Annotated in this window: 16 protein-coding genes and 3 pseudogenes; 18 read left to right on the top strand and 1 reads right to left on the bottom strand. The window is 33.4% G+C overall.

The genetic code is table 11. From position 1 onward, the window contains the following. The first annotated feature begins 1 nt into the window (after position 1). The 15 genes and pseudogenes from N7U66_RS20530 (at position 2) to N7U66_RS20465 (ending at position 12404) form a co-directional block, all read left to right on the top strand. Positions 2-1312: a hypothetical protein gene (locus N7U66_RS20530; protein ID WP_267676727.1), complete on the top strand. Its 1311-nt coding sequence runs from the start codon at positions 2-4 to the stop codon at positions 1310-1312. Further along, positions 1313-2017 carry a hypothetical protein gene (locus N7U66_RS20525; protein ID WP_267676726.1) on the top strand — a complete coding sequence of 235 codons (705 nt, stop codon included), beginning with the start codon at positions 1313-1315 and terminating at the stop codon, positions 2015-2017. 170 nt (positions 2018-2187) lie between these two features. Beyond that, complete coding sequence (locus N7U66_RS20520; RefSeq protein ID WP_267676725.1) at positions 2188-2655, top strand: hypothetical protein; 468 nt, start codon at positions 2188-2190, stop codon at positions 2653-2655. 203 nt (positions 2656-2858) lie between these two features. Beyond that, entirely contained in the window at positions 2859-3695 is an 837-nt protein-coding gene (locus N7U66_RS20515) for a hypothetical protein (RefSeq protein ID WP_267676724.1), read from the top strand. Between the two features lie 939 nt (positions 3696-4634). Beyond that, entirely contained in the window at positions 4635-5042 is a 408-nt protein-coding gene (locus N7U66_RS20510; protein ID WP_267676723.1) for a hypothetical protein, read from the top strand. 493 nt (positions 5043-5535) lie between these two features. Then, positions 5536-5727 (top strand): IS3 family transposase, encoded by a 192-nt coding sequence (locus N7U66_RS22760; RefSeq protein ID WP_390886666.1) that lies wholly within the window; start codon positions 5536-5538, stop codon positions 5725-5727. 903 nt (positions 5728-6630) lie between these two features. Next, positions 6631-7269 (top strand): hypothetical protein, encoded by a 639-nt coding sequence (locus tag N7U66_RS20505; protein WP_267676722.1) that lies wholly within the window; start codon positions 6631-6633, stop codon positions 7267-7269. Between the two features lie 454 nt (positions 7270-7723). Then, the gene (locus N7U66_RS20500) at positions 7724-7921 is read left to right on the top strand and encodes a hypothetical protein (protein WP_267676721.1); all 198 of its coding nucleotides are present in this window, start codon (positions 7724-7726) and stop codon (positions 7919-7921) included. Between the two features lie 29 nt (positions 7922-7950). Then, positions 7951-8592 carry a phytanoyl-CoA dioxygenase family protein gene (locus N7U66_RS20495; protein WP_267676720.1) on the top strand — a complete coding sequence of 214 codons (642 nt, stop codon included), beginning with the start codon at positions 7951-7953 and terminating at the stop codon, positions 8590-8592. A 331-nt stretch (positions 8593-8923) separates the two neighbouring features. Next, the gene (locus N7U66_RS20490; protein WP_267676719.1) at positions 8924-9352 is read left to right on the top strand and encodes an SRPBCC domain-containing protein; all 429 of its coding nucleotides are present in this window, start codon (positions 8924-8926) and stop codon (positions 9350-9352) included. A gap of 119 nt (positions 9353-9471) precedes the next feature. After that, complete coding sequence (locus N7U66_RS20485) at positions 9472-9945, top strand: hypothetical protein (RefSeq protein ID WP_267676718.1); 474 nt, start codon at positions 9472-9474, stop codon at positions 9943-9945. Between the two features lie 97 nt (positions 9946-10042). Then, complete coding sequence (locus N7U66_RS20480) at positions 10043-10360, top strand: hypothetical protein (RefSeq protein WP_267676717.1); 318 nt, start codon at positions 10043-10045, stop codon at positions 10358-10360. Then, positions 10351-10854, top strand: a complete 504-nt coding sequence (locus N7U66_RS20475) for an EcsC family protein (RefSeq protein WP_267676716.1) — start codon at positions 10351-10353, stop codon at positions 10852-10854. Before N7U66_RS20480 ends, N7U66_RS20475 begins: the two co-directional genes overlap by 10 nt. A 236-nt stretch (positions 10855-11090) precedes the next feature. After that, positions 11091-11316: pseudogene (locus N7U66_RS20470) on the top strand (hypothetical protein). A gap of 155 nt (positions 11317-11471) precedes the next feature. Then, positions 11472-12404 carry an NAD-dependent epimerase/dehydratase family protein gene (locus N7U66_RS20465; protein WP_267676715.1) on the top strand — a complete coding sequence of 311 codons (933 nt, stop codon included), beginning with the start codon at positions 11472-11474 and terminating at the stop codon, positions 12402-12404. Between the two features lie 13 nt (positions 12405-12417). On the opposite strand, the pseudogene N7U66_RS20460 reads toward N7U66_RS20465, so the two are convergent. Beyond that, positions 12418-12703, bottom strand: a pseudogene (locus N7U66_RS20460) (winged helix-turn-helix transcriptional regulator). Positions 12704-12860: 157 nt separating this feature from the next. Between N7U66_RS20460 and N7U66_RS20455 the strand changes: the two are divergent. The 3 genes and pseudogenes from N7U66_RS20455 (at position 12861) to N7U66_RS20450 (ending at position 14513) form a co-directional block, all read left to right on the top strand. Then, positions 12861-13374: pseudogene (locus tag N7U66_RS20455) on the top strand (VOC family protein). A gap of 49 nt (positions 13375-13423) precedes the next feature. Beyond that, a complete protein-coding gene (locus N7U66_RS22365) occupies positions 13424-13660 on the top strand; it encodes a hypothetical protein (protein ID WP_313791331.1) in 237 nt (78 codons plus the stop codon). 73 nt (positions 13661-13733) lie between these two features. Then, complete coding sequence (locus N7U66_RS20450; protein ID WP_313791330.1) at positions 13734-14513, top strand: SMP-30/gluconolactonase/LRE family protein; 780 nt, start codon at positions 13734-13736, stop codon at positions 14511-14513. Positions 14514-14557: the final 44 nt, after the last annotated feature.

Here is a 14557-nt window from a genome sequence, read left to right as displayed (position 1 = left end):
CTTGGCACTAGGTAATTATAATGACAACTCAACCGTTTTATATATCGGTAATTCAAATACGCCTAATTTTGATGAGTACTCTTCAGTAACATATTCCATATTGTTTGAAAGTGAATTTGAAGAGAATTATGGTTTGTCCCAATCATTGTCTTATGAATCTAATATGGTGACTACGGAAATTGTATTTGTTGATTTCGATACCTATAAATTTAAATGGTCAGCGCACCCACTATACGCTAACTTTGAAACTTTTCAGTTTAGTTTCGAGGGTGGCCAATTTTTAGGCTCAAGCCTAGGAGGTGAATATTTGGTGCAATCACCTTATGTCTTCGGTCAAGAATACATATTAAATGTCCGTCCGACTAATGTTGATGTTTCACTTCCATTTTTTTCTTACAAAGATGTATCGTTAAATTCTGAAACTTTTGGAGTGTTTGATCTGGATCCTTTATTTGTAAGGGAAATAATATTTAACCCAATCACTAATAATTTCTATGCTCTAATCATTGAAGATAGATTCAGTAATGGTTATGGGTTTAGAATTTATGAATATTCCAGTGAGATGGTGCTCATTCGCACAAGTAACACAATAACTTACGATAATGTTCGCTACGAATATTTGGATATCACCCTCAATCCAACTGATAACCATCTTTACGTAGATGCTCGAGGAAGTGCGTATAAAATTGATACAAACACATTACAAATAATTGAAAATTATAATGATCCTCGATTAACCTCCGAACTTAGATTCAGAGGAGATATTTTGGCTAGGCTTGATTATTTGAATAATCGACTTACAGTAACAAATATAACCACAAACACAGTTTTATACTCAGAATTAACAACCTCTACTGCCCTTAGTTATTTATCACCGAATGGAAATTATATTTTAATTTATGAGGACACTGGCAGTTTTCTTTATCGTATTAATGGCAATCAATTGGTTGAAGTCTTTGATTTTACTTCAATTAATTTGAGTGGTAATATTGAAATATTTGAAAACACCTTATTCTATGCCATTAATGGTGAAATTATAATTTTTGATTTATTAAACAGTACAAGTAAATCTTTCAATTTTGGAAGCACCCAACAATTTATTCAATATGATAGTTATTCACAACGACTTTTAGTGTCCCAAAATGATGGGAACGCAATTTACAACACAGTTACCGAAGAAATCATAAACTTTCAGTCAGAGGACGATAAACAAACTACAGGTTTTTTCAATTCAGAAGACCGAGATTATTTTATGAGATTATGGAACGGTAGATTAATTCATAGTAAAGGAATTTATACAAATTTAGATTAAATGAAGTTAAATCATATATCATTATTTTGTGTTTTTATTATAACACTTTTTTCTCCAATCAAAGCTCAAGATATAGAAGTGTTTGCAGATTTTGAAGCAGGTATCCCTTTGTCTAGTTCGTTAAAGAATTTTCATGAAGAGCTAGCCAATCAAGTAGACTTTGAAAACTTTGAGACAAAAGATAATTTTAACTATAATTATGGGTTTACTTTCGGTTTAAGGATTAATCGCAAGGCCTCCATTTTTTTTAGTAATAAAGTTTCGGGAGCAAAATCCTCAGTTGCAGATTACTCCGGGTTTGTTAGAATAACTAATGAGATAATTGGTTATACGTTCGGGTTAGAATATGAGATTCCTCTAATGGAATCAGAAAAAAAGAATCTCAACTTAGGATTAAAAGGTTTGGTAACTTCTTCGAATTTAAATCTTACTTCTGCAAGCCGAATATTGAGTGCACCTCAAAGTGAAAGTTTAGAATTTAAATCTTTAGATTTTGGAGGAGCAGTAGGTATAAATTATGAGTATTCTATCGGTTTCATAACTTTGAGGGCACATTTAGATTTAAATGTTTACATAGGTGGTAAATTAACCTTAAAAGATGATGACTCAGGTGGTTTCTTAATCGATCAAAGTGGAAATAAAGTTACTACAAGTTGGACTGGACTCACTGGAGGCATTGGCTTAATAGTTCCTCTTTACAAATAAAAGGAATTACTTAAAAACGTTTTACAACAATGCATATAAGTAATTGCTTGTTCTCGCCTACTTCTGAAAATCCAGGCCGATTTTCAGTTTGGTGTATACTTGCAAAGTTAAGTGCTAAACCACGCAACGAAATCATACAAGAACACGTTGTAAAACATTAAAAAAACAAAATGAAGAAAATAATATTGTTTACAATAATACTTATAATAATTAATTCTTGTTGCAATGGAGACGAAGATGTAAGTATAAATACTATAGAATCTGCACGAGGATTTATATATTCTTATGACGAAAACGGAATATATCCGTATTTAGATGAATTTAATCCAAACGAATTAGGAATTGGAGTTTTTGCGGATTCAATAACAAATAGAATAGAATTGGGCGATGGTTGCGGACAAACTGATGTTATATACACCAATAATATAGATTCATTAAATGTAATGACAATTTATGATTTCAATGATATCTATCTTGCTGGTAGTAACGTTAACGACATACTTTTAGGACAAGACGACCTTGGCGGATCATATCCTACTATTATAAACAATAATTCTTCGGTATCTCATACTTACAAATTTTCTGTAGTTCCTGAAAATGACTCTTTGCAATTTGAAATTTCTCGGAAGAATAACTGATAAAAATGTTTTTACGAATTTAACTGATTTGATAATAATCGATTAGCATAACGAAAAAAAACGTTTTACAACACCGTACATAATTAATTGCTATGGCAAGTGCTTATTTGGAAAATTCCGAAGAAATTTTCTCTGGTACGTTTAAGTTGCTTAACACGCAACTAACCATAAACATCAGCGTTAGCAACTATTAAAAACAAGTAATGAATAAAACAACAAAACAAATGAAAATCAAAATGAAAAAATTACTATTTGCGCTTCTAATTATCACACCTTTATTCTCAGCTTTTGGACAAAAAGTTAAAGTAAAAAAAGAAGTGCTTTCAATTAATAAAAAAGAAGTAGGTTTCTTCGTTGAGAAAAAAACATATCAAAAACAAAAACAATTTGCTGTTTTAAACCAACAAAAAGACACCCTCTTTAAAGTAGGTAAAGAAGTTGTCTTTTCAATTCTTGATGGAGAAGATGAAATTTATTTACACGAAATTTTTTCAGTACCTAGTAAAAATATTAAGTTTAATTATCCTATTGGAAATGGGTATTATTTAAATGCAAAATCAATAATCCGTCATTTCATTTCTAAAGGAGTAATTGATGAACAATTAAACCTTGATGAAATTAAATTAAAAGAGTTATCACAAAATTCTATTGAATTACCTAAAGACATCCAAGAAGTTCTTGATAAAGAAAAGGATGAAATGAATGAATTAGATTTTATTTCAGACAAAGTTAAGGACGGCATAATTTCATTAAAAAAAATCAGTTCAACGTCAGAAAAATTAAAATATTTATACAAACCTAACCTTTATTATTTTGACACTTATGAAGTTTACTCTAGTGGTGAAAATAATAAAATACAAATAGGAAAAGTTGTAATTCGCTACCCCCTAAAATCAGCTTCTTTAGGAGATTTAGGCTCACAAGGAGCTCCAACTATATCTCGGAGACTTATCTCAAGGAATTGTTTTAGTATACAACCTGAAAGGCGGAAGAGTTGCTCGATTAGGAGAGGCGCCATTTGGAAAATTAAAAGTATATAGCGGAAGTATCAGTAAAAAGAGAATGGAGCATAAATTATTTGAGCATAAATCAATACTTACAAGAACAAGTAAATTGATTGAATGGTTGATATTGCAAGAAAAAATATAACATTTACCAACACCGTCTATAATTAATTGCTAGGTCACTGCCCACTTACGAACATTCCTGCTGAATATTGCTTGCGCCAGTTCGCTTCGCTCGGGTCTATCTGTGATTTATTTGCTAAATTAGTTGCTTAACCACGCAAGTAACCATGCACATCAACGTTAGCCACTATTTGAGAACGACATTTAGAATAAAAAAAAACTTTTTTATATTAATCGGAATTTTACTTTTTCTATGTTCTTGCGACTGTCAAATTATCGTAAACGAAAAAGTTATTTCATCAGAAACTGGAAAGCCAATAAAAGGAGCGAAAATTGAAATTGTTGGAAAAAATATAATTGCAAAATCCAACCAAAACGGAATTTTTAAAATTGGAGAAATGACTGGTGTTTGTTATGACCCAAAAATAAAAGTAACTTACAAAGGACACAAACCTTTCCTAGTTAAATTGAAGTCTAAATCTTAATCACAAAGCTTTAAACTGAAAAAAGAAGCTGAATTTGTTGAATATGAGGAACCATTTTATCCAAATCCGAACAATAAAAGAACCTTTATAACTGGAACTTGGATTGAAAAATACAGTGGGGATTTTAAAATTAAATCTGATAGCTTAATAATATTTCTTGACGAAAACAATCTGACTAAAGAAATTGAATTAGTAAAACAGAATCTGAACAATAAAAACAGTGGTTAACACCCTGTATAATTAATTGCTTTGGCAAGTGCTTATTTACAAAATTCCCTCGAAATTTCTTCTCGCTCGTGATTGTTTACTAAATTAGTTGCTTAACCACGTCACTATCCTTAAACAAGGTAGGCCTGAACTTAAAAATATGAACATAAAAATAGTATTATTATTTGTCTTCACACTAATATATTTATCTGGGTTTAGCCAAGAAATCAAATTAATTGAAGGAATAGCCTATATAGACAACGCCAAATATATCTCACTTGAAAAAACAAATAAAAAGAAATATATTATTGGTAATACCGATACAAAAGAAGAAATTTTAAAAATAGAACTATTTAAATCATATAATACTATTGATAAGCGAACTCATAAGCTCCCACGCGTATTTTTTATCAGAATTAATGAGACTATGGAGTTCGAAAGTGATATTCAAAGTGAAATAGAACTAGTTAGATTTTTATATAAAAATAAAATTGTTTTTTTTGATGGAAAACCTAATGAAAAAAAAGTATTTGATTATTTAGAGTACCTTAAAAATTATAGAAACTAAAGCCAGTCTTAAAGTCGGTAGAGACACCTTGGTTAATCTCTTGAGAAAACATCAAATACTAATCTTAGAAAGAAATATTGTTCTAGAACAATCAATGTGTTACATCGGTTTTATAAACACAAAAATAGCATTAAAGATGTAGAAGTGAAAATACCAAACCATGTTTGGTTGTGCGAAATCACCTATATCAGGATAGTAAAACGGTTTTGTTATCTCCCTATTATAACCGGTATGTATTCAAGAAAAATTATTGGCCATGACCTGAGTGATAGCTTAAATCTAAACGGATGTGTTAGAGTCCTTAATAAAGTACTATACCAAACTAAAAACACCTGGGCTGAGCGTAGTCGACGTGTTAATAGACTCATACCTCATTGCTGTGCCAGTTAGAGTAAAGCCTGGGGTCAGATAGAGGAATACAGTATTGCAGCAATGTTTAAACGCAAATACTCAAAAGAAATAAGATAGATATTAGTATGACCGAGGAAAACCACTGTTACGAAAATGCCATGGCAGAACTGTAAATGGCATCTTAAAAGATGAGTTTTATCTCGACCGGACCTTTGCTAACGTAGCACACGCTAAAGCAGTAGCAAAATATGCCATTAATTTATACAATGAAATAAGATTACATATATGGTTAGACTTTAAAACACCAAATATGGTATATAAATTAACCGCCTAAATTCAATTTTAACCTGTAGCCATATTTCAAGACAAGACATTTTGAAACCCAAATAATTTACAAAAAACAACATAGGAAACTACAAATGGTGCAGTATTTTCTATTTATCTACTGTTTTATTAATTATTTAATTTTCTCGGTAACATTCTGCTGTTTTCTTGAACAGAACTATTATTAACTTTAAATTTTTATATTATGTTAAAAAACATTTTAAATTTAGGTATAGTCCTAAGTAAAACTGAACAGCAATCTATCAATGGAGGGAAATTAGCCCCTGGAGATTTATGTAATTTTATCTTTTTGTGTCCTATAGGACAAATATGTAGATTTGGTAATAACGAAGGTACTTATGGTAAATGCGAATATGCATAATCATATGATTTAAAGTCGCCTAAAACAAGAAAAATAGGCGACTTTCTTTTGTTTAATTTGGTCTAAACTTTCAGAAATTATTATCTTACCTACGGTTTTGAATGTACAATATACTACTCCTTTTCATTTTAATCTGTTTCTATTTCACAACACCAAACACTATTTAAATTGTGTACTTATACTTTAATTGTTAGTTACTTTTATTATTACCGCACCATAAACCCCAAACAACTTAGTTAAAAATCAAGTCTCTATAAGTTAATTTCGATACATAATTTCCATCATAAAGCAATCCAGATTTAGCCATTGCAGCGACTAGTTTTAATAGTTTATTAGCTACAGCTATAAATGCTAATTTTTTGCTTTTCCCTTATTTACAATTCTATCATAAATAGCATTCCAACTTTATAGTATTTACAGCTTAAAAAAGACATAAAAACAGTAGATTCCTTAGCTTTTAGCTCCCAACTATTCCTTGATAAAAGTAAATAAATTCTTATATTCCCCATTATTCTTAAAATCTACACAGTAATGAAATTAAAATTTACCCTACTACTACTAACGTTTTCTATGTCTCTATCCTTTGCTCAATATAGTTGGACTAAAGGAGAATTGATATTAAAAAACGGAACAACTCTTACAGGACTTATTAAACTGCCAACAGTATCAAAAGACTTGATTGCATTTAACGGGAAAGAAAAAGTAAAGTTCAAAACCGATAAAAAAGCAAAAGCACAAAAATTTGAGGAGACCCAAGTCAATCAAATCGTGTTCAGAAACTCCGATACGGAAACTGCCATCTTTGAATACATCCCTATCTCTAAAAAAAGAACGGGCATTTTTAAAATAATTACAAAAGGTAAAGCCACTCTATATGCTAAAAACGTGAGTGTTAACAACTCCAGCGGACCAGCGTATATGGGAGGCGTCAATGGCGGCACACCTATGTATTATATGTATTCCTATGCAGACTTTGACGAATTTTACGTGTTAAGAGAAAATGAAGAAATCGCCAGCCCATTAATCACCATTAGGCCCTCGCGCTCTTTCAGGCATAGGGCTAAAGAATACTTTGCAGATTGTACCAGTGTCGTTTTAAAACTAAAAAACAAAGACTATCGCAAAGAAGACATCAAAGAAATGGTAGAAGCCTACAATAACTGTCAATAATAAGTCTCGTAATGAAGAAGAAACCCGTCACAGTCAGAGTTAATGCCTTTACTAAAGACTGTTCTATTCAAATCTTGATTAAAAACATCAATCAATTATAAAAACGAAAAAAATATGATGTGAGGTATATCACTCTTCTCAATAAAGTCCATAGCTAAATAACCAACAATCAGAACATTGTGGATAACGTTGAATTGAAATATTATAAGGTAGTGATCGTTATAATTTGAATGCTCTTTTCAGAGTTTCCCTAATTTACCTGCTCGTTACTACATGTGATGGCGTCGCGTTAGCCATAAAAGGCAGTGAATTAAATAGAGGCTGTGTCTCAGACGAAAGGTGTTAAAGAAATATCAAAAATTAACAACTTTAGAAACGCATTTCATGTAAACCCTAATCTTTAACTAGTATAAATGACGTTCCACGTAATGAACATACATTCAGAAAAAACTAAATGAAGAATCACAAAATCACTCCTGAGCAACGCAAAGCATTAATAGATAAGGGCTTTTTACTAATACCCAATGCCATTCCCGTTGGCTTGTTGTCCCAATGGCAAGTTTTGCTAACCGAATTAAATGAGAATGCCCTAAAAGCCTACAGCACATCATCACAGGCACAATATGCCAGTTTTATTGTGGGGCCGAGATAAACCTTTGCTTACCAGGAGTTAACGATCTTTTGGCTTTTTACCCCGATGCGGTATTGGATTTATTGGCGTCTCCAATACTGATGGCAATTGCCCGAGATATTTGTGGTCCCGATGCCGTTCCTTTGCAATGCGATGCATTATTTAAACACAATCACTTAGAATCTGAAATTTCATGGCATCAAGATGCGCTACATGCTCGTAAGTTTCCTTACCTAAATGTGGGTATTTATCTTGATGACGCGCCATTAGGAGACGGGTGCTTACAATACATTACAAAGAGTCAGCATAAAAAGCAAGACATTGGCAAACTGGTTAGTCAATATGGATGGGATCTGCCCGATATGGTAAAAGTCCCCGTGAAAGCTGGAGATATATTAATACAGGACATGATGGTACTGCATGGCTCTCAAATGAAGCGAGATCCAGGTGTTCGAAGAACAATTTATGTCGAAATGAGACCCGCCACTGCTGTGCTAGATCAAGGCGCTCAAAGCCGGGAGTGGATGGCATTGAGAAAACGGTGGATGGGAATTGTGCTGCGCCGGTCAAAGTCTAAATGGCCTGAAGACTCATACACAGCACTTACAAAAGACTTGAAAAGCGACTCTGAAGAGATTGAGAAAATTCTTCGCCTTCGAGAACCACCAATACCCGCCAACTATGGTCTTTAGAACATTAAACTTTTAAAACACAGACAATGAAGCCGCTGGATTTGAATATAGCGAAAGTATTCATAATAGCAGAAAGCCTTTGGACTAATATTTAGATGCATTTTAAAAGAGAAAAAACAGACCTTCAAATAAAATACGGAAAGATATAAAACTTCAGCAGTCTGAATTTAATTGTTGGGATCTTGCCGACTTACTAAATTCCTAATAGATTTTCCATTCCGATTGTATTTACTAAATTAGTATCCAAATTTAAGCGACTCACGGTCTATAACTTGTTAAATTAATTCTTACAGATTGACGCTCTAAAAGATGAGATTAAACATAAACTAAAATGGAATCAAAAAATGCAACAATAACGGTTCAAACTTCTATAAAAGCGGACATGAATACAGTCCGGGAGTTACGGACCAACCCTAAACATATTACGAATTGGAACTTTGCCACAAAGGAATGGTGCTGTCCTGCTGCAACTAATGTTTTAAAACCAGGGGGTGTTTTTTGTTGGCGCATGGAAGCCAAAGACGGAAGTGTGGGGTTTGATTTTACTGGAGCCTATGATAAAGTCATCGAAAAAGAATTAATTACTTATAAAATGTCCTACGGTAGGCTTGTGAAAATTAATTTTTTAGAAAATGGAAATGAAAGCATTGTAAAAGAAACTTTTAATATTGAAGGCATTTATGCAAACGAACAACAACGTGCAGGATGGCAGGCCATTTTAGAAAATTTCAAAACATATGTTGAATCGACAAAACAATAAGCCAGCTATAGCAATATCCAGTGTTAAATGAGAATAAAAACCCCATAAGTTTTATGTAAAGAATGTAATACGTGTTCTAGTATAAACTTTTGAAGAATAAAATCCATAGATTTATAACATTGAAAAACCATCTAAAAACAGTACCGGTAATCATTGATTTTCTTAACGGAATTAATATCAAAGTGATAGAGAAAAAACTACCAAACGACACTTTTTTGCCAGGGTTGGCTATTAGTGGTAACAGTATTTTAATAGACTTGAAGCAATTAAAATATCCTGGCGACTTATTGCATGAAGCGGGACATATCGCTGTCACTGAAGAAAAAGTAAGACCCTTTTTGGGTACCGAAAAAATGGGTGCGCATTGGCCCACAGATGGTGATGAAATTGCAGCTATACTCCGGTCTTATGCAGCTTCTTCCTATTTGAATCTCGATTTGACCGTGGTGTTTCATCAAGACGGATATAAAAACGAATCCGAATGGCTTATTGAACAATTTAAAAACGGAAATTATATGGGGTTACCTCTTTTAGAATGGATGTCACTATGCCGTAAAGAAACATTTCCAGTGATGGAAAAATGGTTGAGATAAAACTTAAGGACAATTAGTTTAAATGAAAACCTACATTAAGATAAAAAAAATTATCATCTATTAATTAACATTTGAAAACATAAATGGTATGCACAAAATGAGTACTACTAAAATAACAGAAGAACATCACAATGAATTATATCGTGCCATGGTAATACTTGAAAACCCCAGTATTGCGGCAAAAATCACCCATTTAATTGGCAAACCTATTGAGAAAGGATTAGAACTTTTACCGGCAAGCTGGCACGAAAAAATTGGAGAAGTAACACGATCTGCTTTGGTAAAAGCAACAGACGCCGCTATTTTTACTATGAAAGACAAACCCAACGCAGCACCTTCAAATTGGTGGCATAAGGTTGGTGTTGCTGTTTCGGTGGTGTTGGAGGCTTTTTTGGATTACCAGCTTTGGCTTTAGAACTCCCCGTGTCTACAACTATAATGTTAAGGTCTATTGCAGATATCGCAAGAGCTGAAGGAGAATCAATACATGATATTCAAACAAAATTAGCCTGTTTAGAAGTGTTTGCTCTAGGCGGAGAAAGTGAGTTAGATGATGCTACCGAAAGCGGTTATTTTGTGGTTAGAGCTGCTTTGGCTAAATCCGTATCAGAAGCTGCCGAATCTATAGCTGCAAAAACGTTAGCAGAAGAAGGCGCACCTGCTTTAATTCGATTCATTGTGAATATTGCTGAAAGATTTAGTATTCAAGTAACAGAAAAAGTTGCCGCTCAAGCGATTCCTGCAATCGGTGCTGCAGGTGGTGTTATTATAAATACCATATTCATAGATCATTTTCAAGACATGGCTAAAGGCCATTTTGTGGTTCGAAGATTAGAAAAAACATACGGGCAAGAAGCAATAAAACAGCTCTATGATGACCTGGTTAAAATGAAAAAAAACAACTCCTAAACAAGGCGCACAGCACACCTTTTCTTTTTAAAATTTTAATATTTTTGTCTCCTGTCAAAACACACAAAAAACAGGTGTTAAAGCGCGCCTGATAATATTTATTTTTAACAAACCACAATGATAATGCCTGCTAAAGATGATAATTGAGGCATATACCTTACTGTAGTAGTAATAAAGTCTTAGGTAAGCTTCAGGCGTCATGTAAGTCTTGTATATTGCATGTATAAAATACTATTATGAAATTACAATTATTATCCTGTGATGCTCAAAAGCCGAGATAGACGAGCGATAGCCAAATGTATTATAGAACTTTCATATAACGTTACTGCGTCCTTGTCTAATGAATTAACAGATATACTTTTAGAAGGAGATTCTGTAGCTATTGAGATCGAAGATAAAAACACGGGGTCGGCACTAAGAGCTTTACGAAAATTAAATATAGACTACGAAATTATAGAATAAACGTAAAAACTACTCGATTTTTTATATAAGATCTCAAAAAAATGCATCCGGTTTGCGTTCCTTTGTTATCTAAGCAGTATAATAAGCCTCGTACACACTCACATTATCTCTTTTTATTAGTATCTTAATAGGCATCATTTGAAAAACAAAATCATATGCAAGTTATTTTAGGAGCAAATGGAATTATAGGAGAAGGTTTGGCAAAAGAATTGCGAACCCATTATACAAGAGAACTAAAATTAGTAGGCAGACATCCTAAAAAAGTTAACAGTGATGACCTTTTGTTCACTGGAGACTTGTTAAATCCTGAAGCTGTAAATAAAGCGTTGAAGTATTGTGAAATTGCCTATTTAACGGTTGGCCTCCCTTACGACTCTGAAGTTTGGTTGAGAGATTGGCCAATAATAATGCAACATGTCATATCAGGATGTAAAGCTAACCATTGCAAACTGGTATACTTTGATAATACTTATGCCTATCCTCAAGACGTCGAAATCCAAACAGAAAACACCCCTTTAAAACCGAATGGAAAAAAAGGGAAAGCAAAAAAAATGGCAGCTAAACTTTTATTAGAAGCCATTAACAAAAAAGAAATTGATGCTGTAATATGCAGAGCTCCCGAATTTTATGGCCCTGGAAAAACAAAGAGCATTACGAACACGCTCCTTTTCGAAAAGCTAAAAGCAAATAAAAAACCAAAAGTGCTTTTAAAAGATGACGTATTAAGAACTTTAATTTACACACCTGACGCCAGTAAAGCAATGGCCTTAATTGGAAACACTCCGGATACTTATGGCCAAACATGGCATCTTCCCTGCTGTGAGGAACGACTCACGTATAAAGGTATCCTGGAAGAAATTTCAAAGGCGTTAGGTAGACCTATAAACTATAGCGTTATGCATCCTTTTATATTAAAAATAGCCTCCCTCTTTAATACCACTATAAAAGAAACTCAAGAATTATTACCACGTTATGCAATCGATAATATTTTTGATTCCTCAAAATTCAAGACTCGATTTCCCGATTTTGGAACAACCTCCTATCCGGAAGGCATTAGACAGGTCCTTGACGACTCTGAAATAACATAATAAAGAGTGGTAACTACGTACTAATCTTTCTGTTATCTTCCAATCCCCAAGCATCCAAAAGTCTTAGAACAGCTTCTAAAGATTGTCCTCTCTTAGTTAATTTATATTCTACTTTTGGGGGAACAACAGGATATATTTTTCTAATAACCGGACCGTCCTTCTCCAATTCCCTCACGGTTTGTGTAAACATTTTGTTAGAAATTTTGGGTATTTTTTTCTGTAATATTCCGAGACCGTAAGGCGCCATCAAGTAAATGGAACAAAATTAATGGTTTCCATTTGGTACCAATTAAATTCATGGTATAATTTAAAGGACAATTAATTTCTTTTTTCAAATTATTAATTATAAATTACTATCAATCAGCATTTAACTCTTTTAATACCCTATGGTACTTTTTAGTAAGTTATTGCCTTTTAAGCAAATATACCTTAATTTCGCAATCTAATGCATCACCTATGGCGACAAATAAAAATTATCCAAAATCTTTTTCTCATATTGGCATTACGGTTCCCAATATAAAGCAAGCCGTCAATTTCTATTCGGAAGTTATGGGATGGTATATCATCATGGAACCCGCTTTAGTTAAAAAAAATAAGGAAACGGCCATTGGACAAATGTGCATAGACGTTTTTGGTGACGATTGGGACACTTTTGAAATTGCGCATCTCTCAACTTCCGATGGTATAGGCATTGAATTATTTTCGTTTCCACAAGGCATTAAAGAAGCACCTGAATTCAATCCGTTCCATACCGGCCTTTTTCACTTTTGTATACAAGACCCTAATATTGAAGCATTAATTGATGAAATAGTGTCTTATGGAGGGAAACAAAGAATGCCTATTAGAGCATATCACCCCAATGAAAAGCCCTTTAAAATGTGCTATGTAGAAGATCCTTTCGGAATTGTTTTTGAAATATACACGCACAGTTATGAATTAACCTATTCTTCACGGAGCCTATTCTAAATAGAAAGAAAGCTTACACTACGGTTCTTTAACACTTATAAAAAAGTATTACAATGAAAAATACCTTCTTATTATTTACCTTAATATTACTTCTTGGATCTTGCAGAGACGGGAGTTCTAATAAATCTCGAGCAGTCGATACCACTCAAACAGATCGAGTTGCTCCACAAATTATAGAAGTTGCTTCATTTAAGGGGCAACAGGTGACTGGAGTTACGGTTTCTAATTCGGGACGAATTTTTGTGAATTTTCCCGAGATGGAGAAAAGGTGTTACCAGTTCTGTAGTTGAAATCAAAGCAGATAATAAAAAAGAAAATTACCCCAATGCGACTTGGAATTCTTGGGAAATTGGACAGCCAGTATTGCCTAATACATTTATTGGGGTACAATCTGTAGTTGCCTTCGAAAACGAGCTCTACGTTCTAGATACTAGAAGTGCGTTATTTGGAACGGTAATAGATGCCCCTCGAGTTTTTATTTTTAATTTAAACACAGACACCTTGATCAAAACTTACATACTCGATAAAAACAGTTTTCATCCGGATTCTTATATCAACGACCTTCGTATTGATAAGAAAAATAACAGCATCTACTTTACTGATTCCGGGCACGCAGGATTAGTAATTCCGGATATAGATACAGGGCAATGGGAGAGAGTATTAAACGACCATACCTCTACCCGTGCTGAAGTCTCTCAACTCACGTTTGGTGAGCAAACATGGGAGAACACCGTACATTCTGATGGTATCGCGTTGGATACTAAAAACAATAAGCTTTATTATCATGCGCTTACAGGGTATAGTTTGTATGCTATTAATACAGAGGTATTGCAAGCAGCAGATAAAACCAACATCGAAGAACAGGTGACTTTTGAAGCTAAAACAGGAGCTCCAGATGGCATGATTTTCGACCAAGCTGGCCGTTTATATTTTGCAGATTTAGAACATCAAAAAATACAATACAGAACACCTGATGGTGGTATTCACAATCTAATTGAAGGCCATGACATTAAATGGGCAGATACCTTTAGTATCTATAATAACTATCTGTATTTTACAAATTCTAGGATAAATGAAGTTAGCGGTGCTATTTCAGAAATGACTTTCACCCTTAATAAAATTGAATTACCTCCTATTGATTAAAAAAAAACAGTAAGGTATTGATAAATTAGCCGCCGTTTAAAAGG

Source organism: Lacinutrix neustonica (assembly GCF_026625145.1).
GTDB lineage: Bacteria > Bacteroidota > Bacteroidia > Flavobacteriales > Flavobacteriaceae > Lacinutrix > Lacinutrix neustonica.
The sequence above is the reverse complement of the archived record's forward strand: the minus strand, read 5'-3'. Positions and strand labels throughout refer to the sequence as shown.

What these genes read in the sequence shown, in the direction of transcription:
- N7U66_RS20525 (WP_267676726.1), top strand. Translation starts at nt 1,313, where the DNA reads ATGAAGTTAAATCATATATCATTATTTTGTGTTTTTATTATAACACTT.
- N7U66_RS20520 (WP_267676725.1), top strand. Translation starts at nt 2,188, where the DNA reads ATGAAGAAAATAATATTGTTTACAATAATACTTATAATAATTAATTCT.
- N7U66_RS20515 (WP_267676724.1), top strand. Translation starts at nt 2,859, where the DNA reads ATGAATAAAACAACAAAACAAATGAAAATCAAAATGAAAAAATTACTA.
- N7U66_RS20510 (WP_267676723.1), top strand. Translation starts at nt 4,635, where the DNA reads ATGAACATAAAAATAGTATTATTATTTGTCTTCACACTAATATATTTA.
- N7U66_RS20505 (WP_267676722.1), top strand. Translation starts at nt 6,631, where the DNA reads ATGAAATTAAAATTTACCCTACTACTACTAACGTTTTCTATGTCTCTA.
- N7U66_RS20500 (WP_267676721.1), top strand. Translation starts at nt 7,724, where the DNA reads ATGAAGAATCACAAAATCACTCCTGAGCAACGCAAAGCATTAATAGAT.
- N7U66_RS20490 (WP_267676719.1), top strand. Translation starts at nt 8,924, where the DNA reads ATGGAATCAAAAAATGCAACAATAACGGTTCAAACTTCTATAAAAGCG.
- N7U66_RS20480 (WP_267676717.1), top strand. Translation starts at nt 10,043, where the DNA reads ATGAGTACTACTAAAATAACAGAAGAACATCACAATGAATTATATCGT.
- N7U66_RS20465 (WP_267676715.1), top strand. Translation starts at nt 11,472, where the DNA reads ATGCAAGTTATTTTAGGAGCAAATGGAATTATAGGAGAAGGTTTGGCA.
- N7U66_RS22365 (WP_313791331.1), top strand. Translation starts at nt 13,424, where the DNA reads ATGAAAAATACCTTCTTATTATTTACCTTAATATTACTTCTTGGATCT.